Source organism: Caloramator sp. mosi_1, from assembly GCF_028622835.1.
Taxonomy (GTDB): domain Bacteria; phylum Bacillota; class Clostridia; order Clostridiales; family Caloramatoraceae; genus Thermobrachium.
Genome location: NZ_CP117677.1, coordinates 603619 through 620359, shown reverse-complemented (window position 1 = coordinate 620359; position 16741 = coordinate 603619). Strand labels below are relative to the sequence as shown.

Sequence of the window (16741 nt, the reverse complement as noted above, 5' to 3'; positions counted from 1 at the left end):
ATACTATGTTAGATACACCAAAGGCAAATAGATTGCACATTGCGATATTTGGAAGACGTAATGCAGGAAAATCAAGCCTTATAAATGCAATAACAGGTCAGGAGATTGCCCTTGTCTCAGATTATGCAGGAACAACAACAGACCCGGTTTATAAGGCAATGGAGCTATTACCAATAGGCCCTGTAGTTATAATAGATACAGCAGGAATTGATGATGAGGGAGAAGTAGGGGAACTTAGAGTTAAAAGACAAAGGAAGTTTTAGATAAAACAGATCTTGCTCTTTTGGTTTTTAGTTCAGAAAATACAGACTTATCAATGGAGAGGGAATGGTATAACCTTATAAAGGAGAGAAAGATACCTACAATTGGAGTAATAAATAAAATAGATGTTAAGGATATTGATGAAGATGAGCTTAAAAGGAATTTGATTTACCCTTTGTTAAGGTTAGTGCAAGAGCAAAAATAAATATTGGAAAACTAAAAGAGGCTATTCAGCAATATGCCCCAGAGGATTATGAGAGAAAAACAATTTTAGGTGATGTTGTAAAACCTAAGGATTTAGTCGTTTTAGTAGCACCTCAGGATATACAGGCACCTAAGGGAAGGCTTATACTTCCACAGGTTCAGGTTATAAGGGATGTTTTAGACAATGATGCACTTGCTTTAACTGTAAAGGACAGTGAACTTAATGATATATTAGGTGCCTTAAATAGAAAGCCTGATTTAGTAATTACCGACTCTCAGGTGTTTGAGAAGGTCAATAAAACATTAGATAGTGATGTTCCTTTAACCTCCTTTTCAATTTTAATGGCAAGGTATAAAGGGGATTTGAAAATACTTATAGAAGGTGCAAAGGCAATAGATACTTTAAAGGATGGGGATAAGGTTTTAATTGCAGAGGCCTGTACGCATCATCCTCTACAGGGAGATATTGGACGTGAGAAGCTTCCAAATTGGTTAAGGCAAAGGACGGGTGCAAACCTTGATATAACAGTAAATGCAGGAGTAGATTTTCCAGAGGATTTAACACAGTACAAATTAATAATCCACTGTGGTGCGTGTATGTTTAATAGAAAGCAAATGATGACAAGAATAATAAGGGCAAGAGAGCAGAATGTTCCAATAACCAACTATGGAGTGGCAATAGCATATATGAATGGAATACTTGATAGGGTAACAGGGATGCTTGTTTAGCATCCCTGAGTCTGTTGAAAAAGCTATAATATGTTTGGCCCCTTGAAGGATTTCCTTGGCATTCCTTCATTTCGCTAATCAAGTGTAAGCTTTTCTTTGTTTGAAAAAGTCCTACCCTAGCGATGCCCTCATCCTTGAGGGCCGCTCGGCTCGGCACATCGTGTGCCGAATTACGGACTTTTTCAAAGTCGAAAAGCAACACTTGCTAAAGCTTATGAAATATGCCAATTTGAAATCCTTTCAAGGGGCAATTTCATAAGCAATGCATCTTTTATGTTTGTCAACAATCTGAGGGATGCTTGTTTAACATCCCTGTTAAATATAATTAAAAAATTAAAAAATTAAAAAAGTGTTGAGTGTCAAAAAATGATATAGTATAATATGAAAAGCTAAGAAATTTGTAATATAATGCTATAATATGTAATAATATATCATAATTTTGATTTTATATATGAATTAATAGTATAGGGATAAGAATTTATATAGTATTTGTTGTTGTAAATGTTAAAAATATAACAATACATTATGGTAAAAAGGGGTGAAAATTAATGGAAAAATTCAGGAAAAAGAGCATAAGTTCAAAGATTATTTCAACGTACTTTTTGCTATCTTTTGTTCTTATTTTTTCTGTAATGTGTATTGTTTATTATCAATTTAAGATGGTCATTCAAAACAATGTATTAGAATCGAATGCAGGATTTATAGTTGAACTTTTAGATAGGCAATATAAAGGTGAATGGAAGGCTGATGGTGATAGGCTTTTAAAAGGAGAAAAAGTTATCAATGGGGATTATGAAATACTTGATAGTATAAAGGAAATAACAAAGGCAGATGTAACAATATTTTTAAATGATACAAGAGTAAATACCACTGTGTCTAATAATGGACAAAGACAGATAGGAACACAGGCTGCAAGTAATGTATCGGAAAAGGTTTTAAAAGAGGGTGCTGAATATACCGGTACAGCAGATGTTTTAGGGAGAAAGTACGTTACTATTTATAGACCTATAAAGGACGCTTCAGGTAAGGCAATTGGAATGATTTTTGTAGGTTATCCAGAAAGTTATATAAAGGGAATTATAAAGGCACCATTGATTTTAATAGTAATTATTTCCCTTGCAACCCTTGTGCTTGGTGGAGCAGCCTTTTATTTACTTACTAAGAGAAATATTATAAAACCTATAGATAAGCTTAATGAAAATCTTAATGCTATATCTGATTTGAATTTCAAAGTTACATTAGACAAGAGGCTTTTAGAAAGAACTGATGAAGTGGGAGATATGTTTAGTAGCCTTGATAAAATGATGAATACTTTAAAGGATATGATTAAGAATCTTTCTGATACTTCATCTAATTTATTTGATGAGGCAAATAACTTAACTGCAGTTTCACAGGAGATGGCTGCATCATCGGAACAAGTAGCATCAAGCATTGAGCAGGTTACAAGTGGTGCACAGGAGCAATCAGCAAGCATAGAAGAAATAATGATTGTTTTTGATAGATTAGCAACTGCTATGGATGAGGTTTCAAACAAATTAAATAGTGTAAAAGTGAAGTAGAAGCTACAGAACAAAAAGCATCTATTGGAAAAAATGAGATGGATAAACTAATTCTTTCAATTGAAGAAATAAGAGCTGCCTTTAAATCTGTATCAGAAAAGTTAAATACGTTAAGTGCATCTGTTTATAACATTAGTAGTATTGCTGATGTAATAAAGGGAATCTCGGAACAAACAAATCTTTTAGCATTAAATGCAGCAATTGAAGCATCACGTGCAGGGAAGCAGGACGTGGATTTGCAGTTGTAGCAGATGAGGTTAGGAAGCTTGCAGAAGAATCAAAGAAATCAACAGATGAAATTGTGGACATAATTAATATGATACAGCAAGAAACAAAGGAAGTAATACAGACATCAAATAATGTTGAAAAATATATAGATAACCAAAAAGAGTCCGTTAAAGCAACTGTATTTTCTTTTACAGATATATTATCATCTGTTGAAAATATAACACCTCTTATTAAGTCAACATCTGATTATGTAACTGAAATGGTGGAATATAAGGATGAAACAATAAGTAAAATAGAATCTGTTAACCAAATAGCAGGTGAAAATTTAGCAGTAGTTGAGGAGGTAAGTTCATCCTCAGAGGAACTTTCAGCTTCATCAGAGGAGGTTGCATCTGCATCAGAAAAATTGTCACTGCTTGCAGAGGAATTAAAAAAGTTGTAGATATGTTTAAAACATAATTTTGAATGAGGCTGTTAAAAAGTTATAATAATATTACTCCCTTGAAGGATTTTTGACTTAACTTTAAAAATCTTTCAAGGGTCATTTTTCAATCTAAATATTTTAGGTTTATTAATAGGATAAGATAAATAAGCATTTTAGAAGTTATAAAAAATTCTAACACATCTTTACTAAAATTTGTAACAAATAAGAAAGTAAAATAATTAATAGTTTGTTGAATAATTTAGAAAATTTTTGATTTTATATAGAAACAATTGTAATTTTATGTTATATTTTAATTTAAAGAGTATTAAGTATTTTTTATAAAAAATAAATATATAGGGTATTTAGGGAGGCAGCTATGGGTTTTAAAAAGAAGGTGAAAATGTTAAAAACGGCTGATGTTTTAGATAGTGTAACTAATCTTTTAAATAGAACAGCTCTAATATATAAAAGATGTAGAGAAGATGACATAATTGTATATGTTGATATAGATAATTTTAAATTAATAAATGATACCTACGGTCATTTGTTTGGAGACCTACTTCTTAAGAGATTTTCAGAATATATGAAGTTGAAATTGCAGGGGCTTGGAAATATATACAGATATTCAGGAGACGATTTTGTCATAATATTTGAAAAAGTAGATGAAGAATATGTTTTTAATAAGCTTGAGAAAATTAAGGATGAAATAAAACAGAGTATATATGTAAATGATATAAAGGTATCAGTTTCTTTAAGTGCAGGAGTATACAAACCCTTTAAAAACGAATCTGTTTTAGAGGCTGTAAGAAAAGCAGATATAGCACTACACGAAGCAAAAATATTTCAAAGTCACTTATTATAAAGTTTACTAAGGAACTTGAAGAAATGATAATTGAAAAAACAAAGGTAGTTAATAATATATTTAATGCAATGAAGCTAAATGAAATAAGTTCCTATTATCAGCCTATTTATTCTACAAAGGACAATAAAATAACAGATGTTGAATCATTAGTTAGATGGAACAGCAGTATATTAGGGCCTATCTCACCGGCGAAGTTTATTCCTATAATTGAAGAGGCAGGTTATATAAAGGATTTAGATGAATATGTTTTAAAGAAGGCAATCGGTGATTTTAAGTTACTGTTAGACAAGGGGTTAGATATACAACTTAGTTTAAATGTTTCAGTTGAAACCCTATCTTATCAGTATATAGATAAGTTATTAAAGGTTTTAAATAAAAACCAAGTTTCACCAGAAAGTATAAAGATAGAGATAACAGAAACAGCACTTTTATCAAACAAAACTGAAATCATAGAAAGCGTTAAATATGCAAAGCAAAATGGGATAAGAGTATCCTTTGATGATTTTGGTTCAGGGTATTCTTCTATTAGAAATCTTATGATATTCCCCTTTGATGAAGTAAAGCTTGATAAGATGTTTATAGACAAAATATTAATAGATGATAAATATCGTTATTTAGCAAAAAGTTTATTGAAGTATGTCACTATTTTAATTATGAGGTTGTAGCAGAAGGAGTCGAGACAAAGGAGCAATTTGAGGTATTAAGAGAATTAGGCTGTGACAAGATACAGGGATACTACATAGCAAAGGCCCTACCTTTAGACGAGCTAAGGATGTTGTTGCAAAATTGCTAAATTAAGGAGTGTTGTTTATGCATAAATTTAATCCAATGAATGCTCAAAAATTAGATAACCCAACAAGAAGAAAATATATGCCTCCATATAAAACTTTAGAAAATTTTGGGCTAAAAAGAAATGGAAAAGGAAATTTTTTAGATATAGGTTGCGGTATAGGGTATTTTACAATTCCAGCAGCAAAAATTTTAACAAATGGTAAGGCTATTGGAATTGACATTTCAGATGAAATGATAGAAATTGCCAAGGATAAGTCCTTTGGTATAGAGAATATAGAATACAAAAGGTGTGACGAATATGTTTTTCCTATAGATAGTGATTTTGCTGATTATGTTATGCTATCAAATGTTTTACACGAAATACAAGATAAAAGCAGATATATAAATGAAATAAGAAGGGTATTAAAAAATGGTGGAAGAGTATTTGTGATAGAGTGGAGAAAAATTGATACAAATTATGGTCCCCCAAAAATCATAGAATTTCACAAGAAGATGTTATAAAGTGGTTTAAAAGTGAGGGTTTAAAATTTATTGATGAAATTGAAGTATCTCAACATCATTATGGATTAATTTTTGAAAAGTAGTTTAGCATTAACTATAAAGGTTAATGCTTTTTATTTATGTATATGACCTAATAATTATCAAAAAATAACATTGAAAAATTTTCGAAAAAATTATAATATTAAGATATATATTGTGACGGGGAATGTATATATGAAGTTAAAAAAATAAAAGAGTTATTAAATGCAGATGTTCTATGCAATGATGAAATGTTAGAGATGGAAACTGTATGTGCCTTTGGTTCAGATTTGATGAGTGATGTTTTGGCACTTAGTTGTAAAGACACTATTTTAATAACTGGATTAACAAATATTCAAACCATAAGAACAGCTGAAATGTTGGACATAAAATGTATTATTTTTGTTAGAAACAAAAGACCAGATGAAACTATAATTGAACTTGCAAAGGAAAAGGCAATGTGCTTACTTGCAACACACCATACTATGTTTACATCCTGTGGTATACTCTATAGTAATGGCTTAAAAGGAGTTGATTTGGAATAATGGAGGAATTACTTTCAGTAAAATATGATATAGTAAGTGGTGATTTTATAAGAGGTGGAGAAGCCTCAAGTAATTTAAAAAAACTGTTAAACCAGCTTGGGGTAAGAAGTGATATAGTAAAGAGGATTTGTGTTGCTTGCTATGAGGCTGAAATGAACATTGTAATTCACAGTGTAGGTGGATTTATTGAGGCAAAGATATATAATGATAAAATTGAAATTACAGCCTATGACTATGGCCCAGGTATTCCAAATATTGACCTTGCGATGCAGGAGGGATATTCTACTGCATCGGATGCTGCACGTGAAATGGGATTTGGAGGGGAATGGGACTTCCTAATATAAAAAGAAGTAGTGATGAATTTTATATAAGGTCAGAGGTAGGGAAGTTTACAGAGATAAAAATAATAATTTATTTTAGTTAAGGTGATAATATGAAACAGCTATTTCATTCAGTTGCATTGATTTCAGAAAATGCATAGGATGTACTAAATGTTTAATGAACTGTCCAGTTGAAGCAATAAGAGTAAAAAATGGTAAAGCTGTAATATATAATGAAAAGTGTATAGATTGCGGTGAATGTATAAAGGTTTGTCCGTATGGAGCCCACATTTCTATAAAAATTCATTAGAGGATATACAAAGATATAAGAAAAAAATAGCTATACCATCAGTTACATTATATTCTCAATTTGGAAAAAGTGTAGACCCTGGTTTAATAAATGATGGGCTTTTAAAGCTTGGCTTTGATGAGGTTTTTGACATTACTTTTTCCTGTGATATTGCATCAGAAACATTGAAAAAGGACTTAGAAAGGGTAGAAAAACCTGCAATATCAACACTTTGCCCAACAGTAGTTAGGCTAATTGAAACAGAATATCCAAGTTTAGTAAGTCATTTAGTTAAAATGCTAACTCCTATTGAAATTTCAGCACTTATAATTAGAGAAAAATATCAAAGTATGGGATTTAAAAATGAAGATATAGGAATATTCTTTTTAACACCTTGTCCGAGCTGGGTTACAAAGATTAGTGAGATATCAAGGAATGAAAATATAAGAATAAATGGTGCAATACCAATAAGCGACATATATCCAAAACTGCTAAAGCATATAAAATCAAAAGTGAAAATGTAAATTCTCACATATCAAGTACTGGACTTATGTGGGCATATTCTGGAGGTCAATGTGAAGCAATTGCTATGGAAAATTCTATTGTAGTTGACGGCATAAAAATGTAATAAAGGTATTAAACGATGTTGAAAATGGAAGATTAGATGATATAGACTTTATAGAAGTATTATCCTGTCCTAATGGATGTTTGGGTGGATTATTACTTGTAGAAAACCCATATAATGCAGAGAGAATAACAAAGTATATAAATAGTAAGATAAATTTCACCTATCAAATACACGATTTTTCAGATATTGAAAGTAAAATAGTTAGTGAAGAAGATGAAAAAATAAAAATACCTTCTCTACAGATTTTGAAAGTGCAGTTAAAATGATAAAAAGTATGAATAAACTGATAAATATATTGCCAGGAACAGATTGTGGACTTTGTGGTTCACCTTCTTGTAAAGCCTTTGCAGAGGATGTTGCAAAGGGGCTTGCAAATATTGGAGACTGTAAATTTATAAAAAACGGAGGGTTAAATAATGAAGGTTAGAGATATTGTTAATTCTTTAAAATTAAAGGTTTTAGCAGGAGAGGAGGGGCTTGATAAGGAGGTAAAGGGAGTATATACCTGTGACCTTTTGAGCTGGGTTATGTCCCACGGAAAGCAAAATAACGCTTGGATAACTGTGCAGATACATCCAAATATTATTGCAGTTGCGACCCTTTTAGAGTTTTCCTGCATTATAATTCCTGAGGACATCGAGGTTGAAGATGTAACAATAAATAAGGCAAACGAAGAAAATATACCTGTACTTCAATCAAACCTAAATGCATATGAATTGTGTGTTGAATTAAATAAATTAGGAGCATAATTATGAAATACTATTATGATTTTCATATACACACCGGTCTTTCACCCTGTGCAGATGATGATATGACACCTAACAATATAGTTAATATGTCAAAACTAAAGGGCCTTGATGTAATAGCAATAACAGACCACAACAGTTGTAAAAATGTTGAGGCCTGCTTAAAGGTTGCTAAAAGGTTGGAATATCAGTTATACCTGGAATGGAACTTCAGACAAAGGAAGAAGTTCACGTTCTGTGCCTTTTTAAAGATTTAGAACCCGCCTTAATCTTTCAAGAATTTGTCTATGATAGGCTGCCAAATATAAAAAACAAACCTGAAATATTTGGTAATCAAATAATATATAATGAAAACGATGAGATAGTAGGATATGAGGAAAAATTGCTTTTAAATTCTGCAGATATAACAATAGATGAGGCTTTTTATAAGGTTAAGGAGTTAGGTGGTCAGTTTATTCCAGCCCATATAGATAAAGATACCTACAGCATAATTTCTAACTTAGGGTTTATGCCAGATTATTTAAATATAACAACAATAGAATATTCAAAATTAGACAAAGTAAATAAACTTATAAAAAATAAAATTTTAAAGGATAGCTACAGATTAATCAAAAATTCTGATGCCCACAACTTAGGCCAGATATCAGAAAGAGAAAACTATATAAAAGCCACCCAGTTGAAATGTTTTATTAACAAAACTTCAACAGGGTGGCTTTTTCACTTTTATAGTAGTTAAGTCTTTTTATTATAATTGAGTTTATATCATTATATATCTTTTTCATTGTTAGTTCATAGTAGTATTTATTTATCTCGTGCAATTTATTATTTTTGTATTTAATGTATAGGTGATAGGATAATTATTATAAGTTTTTAAAAGGTTTATTATTTTGTTTATGGAAGTATTTAGGTTATCAGTCCTACTTTCTAAATATTCTTTAACCCAGTTATCAACAATATTATTTATTTTATTTTCTATGTTTCTTATATCAGACCTAAAAAGAAATACTTATCATTGTAGAAGTTTTCAATTATAATTGTTCCTTTTGCAGAAGATATATTGTTTAAGTATTTAGCAGAAAATATGTTAAATCCATCACCTATATACCTATTAATTTTAATATTTGAGTAGATTTGGTTAGTAAGAGATTCAAGTTCGCTATTTGGGTATTCCCGAGGCAATTTTGTGAAATTATTAACACTCAAACTCACTTCCATCTTAAACCCTCCCATTTACATTAGTTAAAAACTATACATAATATATATATTCAATAAAATAAAAAAATGTGAAGTAAATTAAAAATAAATATCGGAAAATTCAATCGAAATTCTTTCAACATTATTAAAATTGCTTATTGTATTAATTTCACATTTAACTTCTTTATCCATATTATTTGGTAGTAAAATTATAAATTCACTTCCTATTCCTTCTTCGCTTTCTAATTTAATTTCCCTCCGTGCATTTCTACAAATGATTTTACAATATTAAGCCCAAGCCCACTTCCTTCACGTTCTCTTGAAAGAGATTTATTAACTTGACTAAATCTTTCAAAAATAATATCCTGTTTATCCTTAGGGATACCGATACCATTATCCTTAACAGAAATACAGGTATACTCATCTAAATCATTTATAGTAACTACTATTTTACCTCTTTCTGGAGTAAACTTAATTGCATTTGAAAGTAGATTTAGTATTATTCTTTCAATTTTATCTTTATCACACTTTATAAATTTTTCTTCTATATCCGTATCAAAGGTGATTTCAATATTTTTAGATTTTATATAGTCGGCAACGGATTGTACTATATCTTCAATAAGCGACACTATATTACACTCACATAGGTTAAGTTGCATATAACCTGCATTTACCTTTGTTATGTCAATTAAATTATTAACAAGTCTTAAGAGTCTAAAACAGTTTTGTTTTATAGATTTGTTGTATTTATAAAGTGTATCATTATCATCGATAATTTTATTATTTTTCAAATATAATTCCAAAAGTTGAATAGAACCTAAGATAATATTTAAAGGAGTTCTAAATTCGTGGGAGATGTTGGCGAAAAATTCAGAGCGGATGTTTTCATATTCTTCAAGCTCTTTAATTTTTCTTTTACTTTCTTCTAATTTTTTAGAATCCGTTATATCCTTTGCATATATAAAAACCCTGTCTAATAAAGTGTTATCTAATATAGGCATTATATTAAATTCAAGATAATATTCTTCGTCTAATTTATTTACTAATTTTGCTTCAAACTTTACAGGTTCGCCCTTTAATAGTGAATCCACTGAATCTTTACTTGTTATTTCATCTCCAATTTCAAATAAGTTATATATAGTATAATTTTGAAGCTCATCCTTATCAATTTTAGTTATCTTAAAGAAAGTAGGATTTGCAACAAATATATAGCCAGAGTAAGGGTCTGCTTCTAAAAGAATATCTGGGCTGTAATCAAAGAAGGATTTATATCTTTTTTGCTGTTCTAAATTTTTAATTTCTATAAGTTTTTTTCTGTTATGTTTCTTACAACTGCTATAACTTGATTATCATTTAAAGCTACAATCCTTGCTTCAAAGTATTGTTGAGAATGTGCCAAAGGTAGGCAGTATTCTATGGATTTAATTTTTTAGTATTAAGCACATAATCTATTGCTGATTTATAAAGAAGTGCAACCTCCGTTGGAAGCATATCTATTATTTTATTACCTATTATTTTATCAGGAGAAACATATAAATCATCTTTATTATATGTCCTAAAATCAAGTATATTTGTATCTCTATCTATTTTGAAATATAAGTCAGGAAATGCCTTTACTATTGATAAAAGCTCTGATGTTATATTTTTAAGGTTTTCTTCAGCCAATTTACGCTTAGTTATATCAACTCCAACAGCCCAAAGGGAAAATCCTTCGATGGGATATAAGGATGAAACATTAGACCAAGATATTACTTTTTAGTTCCATTTTTACAAGTAATTGTTGTTTCAAGGTTTCTGAAGTTGTTTTCAAGTTCTGGGACAAGATTAAGTAAATGGTTTCTATATGTATCATCAGGATATAAAAGTTTAAAGGCATCAGGATTGTTTATTATTTCTTTCTTTGAATATCCTGTTACTCTTTCAGCCTCTTTATTCCAAAGAATAATATTCCCCTTATCATCAAGTGCATCTATTAATACAGGCATATTTTCAAGTATATAAAATAATTTTTCATTTGATAAATTTTGCATGCCCTTTCCCCTTCCTGTAAATTATTACATATAAATTATTCAACATTTATCAAAAAATCCTTCAAATAAATTTATTAATATATAATTAGAAAACTTTTTCTAAAAAAATTAGAAATATTTACAAAATTTAATCAAAGTAATATAATAGATAATGCACCATAAATATGAAGGAGGTATAAAAAATGAGAATTAAAAGAATTGGTGCTAAGGTTACAAGTATTTTACTGACATTAATGCTATTGCTATCTATGCTGCAACCGGGGATAGCATCCTTAGCAAAGGCAGAAACAACACAAAAGGTATACGACATCATTGAAATTACAGATTTTCACGGTACACTTTTAGATTCATCAAATAACAAAGTTGCTGCAGTACTTGCAGATAGGATTAAAAAGGTTAAAAATTCAAACCAGGACAGATTTATATTCTTAAGTGGTGGTGATTTATATCAAGGTTCACCAGTTTCGAATGTGCTTGTGGGAAGGCCAGTTAAAGAATTTTTAAATAATGTGGGCCTGGATGTTTCAGCACTTGGAAATCACGAATTTGACTGGGGATTAGATACTATTTTAAATATGCACAAAGAACAACCAGTTGCAAATTATGATTTTATTTGTTCTAATCTATATGAAAAGGCAACAGGTAAAAGAGTATTTGAACCTTATAAGATATTAGAAAGAGATGGACTTAAAATTGCAGTTGTAGGTGCTATATCTACAGAAACACCAACAATTGTACTTCCAAAACACGTAGAAAATTATGAATTTAGAGACGAAGTAACAGAAATTAATGCCGTTGTTAAAGATATAAGAGATAATAGTAAGGCGGATGTAGTATTGGTTTTGATTCACGAAGGAAGCGATAAATCAGGCAGTGCGGGAAGAATATTTGACATTACAAAAATTTAGTTGGAGTAGACATAGTATTTGGTGGACACTCACACACTGTAGTAAATAAAAAAGCAGAAAATGGAGTGCCTGTTTATATAGCAAATTCAAGTGGAAAAGGATATATTCACGTAAAAATGACTATAAATAATGGAAAGATAGAGTTTACTGGAGAGTATGTTGCACTTGACAATGCTTCAGGTTATAAAACAGCAAATCCAATTTATGATTTAGATGTACAAGCTATAGTTGATAAGGCATATAACGATCTAAAACCAATATTTGATGTTAAAATAGGATATACTGATAAAAACTTAACAAGAACTCAAAACCAAACTCCATTTGGGGAGTCATATTTAGGAAATTGGGTAACAGATGTAATGAGAAGTAAGTTAAATGCTGATGTTGCATTCCAAAATAATGGGGGTATAAGAATAGATATTCCAGCAGGTGACATTACTGTAGGAACAATCTACTATTTGATGCCCTTTGATAATACATTAGTTAAACTTGAAATGACAAAGGCACAAATAAAGGCTGTTCTTGAGCAGGCATTTATGGATAACGGAAAGGGAATACAAGTTTCTGGACTAAAGGTTAAATACAATCCAACAAGACCATCTGGAGATAGGGTTGTAGACATAACAAGAGAAAATGGTAAGCCAATATCTGATACAGAAAAATTAGTTGTTGTAACTAACGACTTTATGGCAACAGGTGGAGATAACTTTACAGCCTTCATAAGTGCTGGTGGTGCAGATCCAAAGAACAATACATTTGTTTTAGTAAGGGATGCTTTAATTGATGCTGTTAAAGAAACAGGTAAGATAGAAACAGTTATGAATAACAGATTAACAAATGTTAAGGGTTGCATATCAGTTGTTGCGACTTCAGACGTACACGGTAATGTATTAAATATTGATTATGCAACAGGAAAACCACCAGTTGATTCAAAGGGATTAGAAATAGGACAAGGACTTGCAAAGGTTTCAACCTATGTAAAGAATTTAAGAAAACAAAATAACAATGTTATGCTTATAGACAATGGAGATACAATTCAAGGAACACCACTTGTTTACTATTACAATATGATAGATAAAACAGCAGAATATCCTATGATGAAGGTTATGGGGGCTATGGGATATGATGCTTGGATATTAGGAAACCACGAATATAATTATGGACTTGATACATTAAATAGAGTTATTTCAGATGCAAAGAAAAATAACATCGAAGTATTATCAGCAAATACATATAAAGAAAATGGAGAAAACTTTGTAAAACCATACATCATAAAATCCTATAATGTGGATGGAAAAGAGGTTAAAATTGCTGTAATAGGACTTACTACAAAGACTATTCCAAGTTGGGAATCACCACAAAACTATAAGGGATTAGAGTTTAGAGATTTAGTTGAAGAAGCAAAGAAATGGGTTAAAGAAGTTAAAGATAATGGTGCAGATATTGTTATAGTTTCAGCTCATAGTGGAGAAGAAAAATCGTCAGATATAATACCAGAAAATCAAATTAAGGCGATTGCACAAAATGTAAGTGGAATAGATGCAATAGTAGCAGGCCACGCCCATAGTATAATTGCTCAAAATGTATATAAAAATCCAGAAGGAAAAGATGTAATTGTTACTGAGCCAGGTAAATGGGCACAATATATATCACAGATAGATATATATGTAAACCAAGATGGAACATATACAGTAGCTGCTAAAAATATAAAAATGGATAGCACAATTGAAGAAGATCAAGATATTGTAAATATTATTAAACCTTATAATGATAAGACTATGGAATATATTAAAACAGTTGTAGGTAAGGCTACTGGTGAATTCACTGGACAAAATCAAACAATAGAACCAACAGCTATAATGGAACTTATCAACAAAGTTCAAATGGAGGCAGCAGGTACACAACTTTCAATTGCAGCCCCATTAAGTTCAAAGGCATATATACCACAGGGTGATGTAACTATACAGGATATTATGTCAGTATACGTTTATGAAAACTTCCTATATGGTATAAAGATGACAGGAAAGCAGTTAAAGGATTGGTTAGAATGGTCAGTAAGATACTACAAGCAAGTACAAAATCCAACAGATAAAATAGAAAAGGATCCTGTACTTAATATTCCTGATTATAACCTTGACCAATTATATGGAGCAACATATGATATTGATTTAACTGAACCTGTAGGAAAGAGAATAAAGAATTTAAGATACCAAGGAAGATTAATAAAGGATACAGATGTATTTACAGTAGCAATAAACAACTATAGATATAACGGTGGCGGTGGATTTATGGCTGCTGCTGGTATAAGCAATACAGATCCAAGTATAGTTGTATATGATTCTCAAAAGGCACTTGGAGATGACGGACAAGTTAGAAGCTTAATGATAGAATATTTCAAGAAGTATGGTACAGTTGCAAATACTGTAGAAAAGAATTGGAATATAAGTACTACAAAGGTTGAAGAAGTAGCAGATGAAACAATAAATGATGATGAAACATCAGAGCAAGAAGAAATTGATAAGGATAATGAAAATAATCAAAACCAAGATAACCAAGTTGACCAAGATAAAAAATTACCTAAGACAGGCTCAATGATTGATTTAACAACTTTACTTGGAGCAGGTGCAGCGTCAATTATGCTTGGTGCAGCATTTGTAATCCACGATTCAAGGAGAAAGAATAAGGTAGCATAACAAAGCAGGCCCAGGGCCTGCTTTGGAGGCTGTTGAAAAAGCTATGATATATTTGGCCCCTTGAAGGATTTCCTTGGCATTCCTTCATTTCGCTAATCAAGTGTAAGCTTTTCTTTGTTTGAAAAAGTCCTACCCTCGCGATGCCCTCATCCTTGAGGGCCGCTCGGCTCGGTACATCGTGTGCCGAATTACGGACTTTTTCAAAGTCGAAAAGCAACACTTGCTAAAGCTTATGAAATATGCCAATTTGAAATCCTTTCAAGGGGCAATTTCATAAGCAGAGCATCTTTTATGTTTGTCAACAATCTGAAAAAGCAGGCCCAGGGCCTGCTTTGTTTTTATGTTAGAATAAGATAAAAAATGTGTGAGATGGTTTAACTTCATATTTGACATATTTGAAAATTAGTTATATTCTATAAATAGCAAATGCTATAAAGGGGTGGTATTATGTCAAATTGCAGTACTTGTCCATCAAATTCATCCTGTTCAAAGGATAAATCAACTTGTATGGTACAAATAAATCCAAACAATAGAATAAAAAAGGTAATAGCTGTAATGAGTGGAAAGGGTGGAGTAGGAAAATCAACTATTTCAGTACTTCTTGCTAAAAAGTTAAATGAACTTGGATACAGCGTTGGTATTATGGATGCGGATGTAACAGGGCCAAGCATACCAAGACTTCTAAATATAAAAGAAAAGGCAATGGGAACAGAGGAGTATATACTTCCTGTTGAAACTGAAGATGGTATTAAAGTTATGTCAGTAAACCTTTTAATGGAGGATGAAAACCAGCCTGTATTGTGGAGAGGCCCAGTAATATCAGGTGTTGTAACTCAATTTTGGACTGATGTTTTATGCGAGGATTTAGACTATTTAATAATAGATATGCCTCCTGGAACATCCGATGTTGCATTAACTGTTATGCAGTCAATCCCAATTAATGGAGTTGTAATGGTTTCAATTCCACAGGACTTAGTTACGATGATAGTTATGAAGGCTGTAAATATGGCAAGAAAGCTAAATATAGATGTTTTGGGAGTAATACAAAATATGAGCTACATTAACTGCCCAGACTGTGGGAAAAAATAAGACTATTTGATTCAGAAAAGGCAGAGGAAGAATATAGAGAAATGGGAGTTGATGTTTTAGGTGAACTTCCAATGACGCAGAGTCTAAATAATTACAACAATTTAACACAAGATAGAATAGAATTTGATAAAATATTTACGCCAATAGTGTTAGACATATTAAAAAAATAGATTAATGGAGGAGTTTATGCCAAGACCAACTAAATATAGAATGGTAGAAAACCTGCCTAAGGAGGAGTATTTTGTACCAGCAAATGTTCCAAAATGCTCTTTGGATGAAGTTGTATTAAAGGTTGAAGAACTTGAGGCTATGAGATTAAAGGATGTTTTAGACCTGCATCAAGAGGATTGTGCAGAAAGAATGAATGTTTCAAGGCAAACCTTCCAGAACATAATAGATAGTGCAAGAAAAAGGTTGCAATTGCTTTGACAGAGGGTAAAGCAATTAGAATAGGAGGAGGACACTTTGTAACAAAGCACTGTAAGTTTAAATGCTTTGACTGTAATAATGAATATGAAATAAATGTTGATTATGATAAGACAAAATGTCCTATATGCGGTTCAAATAAGGTTATGTGCAGTAAAAAAGCTGAAAAGTGTAAAAAGTGGTGTAAATGTGATGAAGGGTCCTTTTGAGATTTTAAAATGGAATTTCCCTTTGCTTAGAATACGTAGTCAAAACTAAAATAGACATAATGTAAAAATAGAGACATTGTCAAGTT

General features: G+C 31.1%; 16 protein-coding genes and 7 pseudogenes. 19 read left to right on the top strand and 4 right to left on the bottom strand.

The genetic code is table 11. From position 1 onward, the window contains the following. Positions 1-5 precede the first annotated feature (5 nt). The 16 genes and pseudogenes from hydF to PL321_RS04305 all read left to right on the top strand — a co-directional run bounded on the left by hydF (position 6) and on the right by PL321_RS04305 (position 8842). Positions 6-1194: pseudogene (hydF, locus tag PL321_RS04380) on the top strand ([FeFe] hydrogenase H-cluster maturation GTPase HydF). A gap of 632 nt (positions 1195-1826) precedes the next feature. Continuing rightward, complete coding sequence (locus PL321_RS04375) at positions 1827-2753, top strand: methyl-accepting chemotaxis protein (protein WP_273963602.1); 927 nt, start codon at positions 1827-1829, stop codon at positions 2751-2753. Between the two features lie 38 nt (positions 2754-2791). Then, a pseudogene (locus tag PL321_RS04365) lies at positions 2792-3423 on the top strand (methyl-accepting chemotaxis protein). Between the two features lie 358 nt (positions 3424-3781). Beyond that, on the top strand, positions 3782-4267 hold the full coding sequence (locus tag PL321_RS04360) for a GGDEF domain-containing protein (protein WP_273963601.1): 486 nt from the start codon (positions 3782-3784) through the stop codon (positions 4265-4267). Positions 4268-4290: 23 nt separating this feature from the next. Further along, positions 4291-5060: pseudogene (locus PL321_RS04355) on the top strand (EAL domain-containing protein). Between the two features lie 17 nt (positions 5061-5077). Beyond that, positions 5078-5560, top strand: coding sequence for a class I SAM-dependent methyltransferase (locus PL321_RS04350; RefSeq protein ID WP_273963599.1), 483 nt, complete (start codon positions 5078-5080; stop codon positions 5558-5560). A gap of 188 nt (positions 5561-5748) precedes the next feature. Continuing rightward, positions 5749-6123, top strand: coding sequence for a DRTGG domain-containing protein (locus PL321_RS04345; RefSeq protein WP_443110741.1), 375 nt, complete (start codon positions 5749-5751; stop codon positions 6121-6123). Then, on the top strand, positions 6123-6467 hold the full coding sequence (locus PL321_RS04340) for an ATP-binding protein (RefSeq protein WP_337960958.1): 345 nt from the start codon (positions 6123-6125) through the stop codon (positions 6465-6467). Before PL321_RS04345 ends, PL321_RS04340 begins: the two co-directional genes overlap by 1 nt. 100 nt (positions 6468-6567) lie before the next feature. After that, positions 6568-6753 carry a 4Fe-4S binding protein gene (locus PL321_RS04335; protein ID WP_337961075.1) on the top strand — a complete coding sequence of 62 codons (186 nt, stop codon included), beginning with the start codon at positions 6568-6570 and terminating at the stop codon, positions 6751-6753. Further along, the gene (locus PL321_RS04330; RefSeq protein WP_273963598.1) at positions 6714-7256 is read left to right on the top strand and encodes a [Fe-Fe] hydrogenase large subunit C-terminal domain-containing protein; all 543 of its coding nucleotides are present in this window, start codon (positions 6714-6716) and stop codon (positions 7254-7256) included. The genes PL321_RS04335 and PL321_RS04330 overlap by 40 nt, the downstream gene beginning before the upstream one ends. Before the next feature lie 103 nt (positions 7257-7359). Next, positions 7360-7437: pseudogene (locus tag PL321_RS20950) on the top strand (hypothetical protein); the annotation flags it as partial. Between the two features lie 3 nt (positions 7438-7440). Further along, entirely contained in the window at positions 7441-7626 is a 186-nt protein-coding gene (locus tag PL321_RS04325) for a hypothetical protein (RefSeq protein WP_273963597.1), read from the top strand. Beyond that, positions 7623-7787, top strand: coding sequence for a (Fe-S)-binding protein (locus tag PL321_RS04320; RefSeq protein ID WP_273963596.1), 165 nt, complete (start codon positions 7623-7625; stop codon positions 7785-7787). The genes PL321_RS04325 and PL321_RS04320 overlap by 4 nt, the downstream gene beginning before the upstream one ends. Further along, positions 7777-8109 carry a DRTGG domain-containing protein gene (locus PL321_RS04315; RefSeq protein WP_273963595.1) on the top strand — a complete coding sequence of 111 codons (333 nt, stop codon included), beginning with the start codon at positions 7777-7779 and terminating at the stop codon, positions 8107-8109. Before PL321_RS04320 ends, PL321_RS04315 begins: the two co-directional genes overlap by 11 nt. Positions 8110-8111: 2 nt before the next feature. Then, a complete protein-coding gene (locus PL321_RS04310; protein WP_273963594.1) occupies positions 8112-8363 on the top strand; it encodes a PHP domain-containing protein in 252 nt (83 codons plus the stop codon). Further along, the gene (locus PL321_RS04305) at positions 8309-8842 is read left to right on the top strand and encodes a phosphoesterase (RefSeq protein ID WP_273963593.1); all 534 of its coding nucleotides are present in this window, start codon (positions 8309-8311) and stop codon (positions 8840-8842) included. The genes PL321_RS04310 and PL321_RS04305 overlap by 55 nt, the downstream gene beginning before the upstream one ends. 245 nt (positions 8843-9087) lie before the next feature. Here the strand turns inward: PL321_RS04305 and PL321_RS04300 are convergent, their stop codons facing one another. From PL321_RS04300 to PL321_RS04285, 4 genes are all read right to left on the bottom strand, one after another. Further along, a complete protein-coding gene (locus tag PL321_RS04300) occupies positions 9088-9321 on the bottom strand; it encodes a hypothetical protein (RefSeq protein WP_273963592.1) in 234 nt (77 codons plus the stop codon). 221 nt (positions 9322-9542) lie between these two features. Further along, on the bottom strand, positions 9543-10541 hold the full coding sequence (locus PL321_RS04295) for a sensor histidine kinase (RefSeq protein WP_443110740.1): 999 nt from the start codon (positions 10539-10541) through the stop codon (positions 9543-9545). Between the two features lie 172 nt (positions 10542-10713). After that, positions 10714-10965, bottom strand: coding sequence for a hypothetical protein (locus tag PL321_RS04290; RefSeq protein ID WP_273963591.1), 252 nt, complete (start codon positions 10963-10965; stop codon positions 10714-10716). Between the two features lie 83 nt (positions 10966-11048). After that, a complete protein-coding gene (locus tag PL321_RS04285) occupies positions 11049-11330 on the bottom strand; it encodes a PAS domain-containing protein (protein WP_273963590.1) in 282 nt (93 codons plus the stop codon). 182 nt (positions 11331-11512) lie between these two features. Between PL321_RS04285 and PL321_RS04275 the strand changes: the two are divergent. From PL321_RS04275 to PL321_RS04265, 3 pseudogenes are all read left to right on the top strand, one after another. After that, a pseudogene (locus PL321_RS04275) lies at positions 11513-14931 on the top strand (bifunctional metallophosphatase/5'-nucleotidase). 447 nt (positions 14932-15378) lie between these two features. Further along, positions 15379-16190: pseudogene (locus PL321_RS04270) on the top strand (Mrp/NBP35 family ATP-binding protein). Positions 16191-16206: 16 nt separating this feature from the next. Continuing rightward, a pseudogene (locus tag PL321_RS04265) lies at positions 16207-16655 on the top strand (DUF134 domain-containing protein). Positions 16656-16741 lie beyond the last annotated feature (86 nt).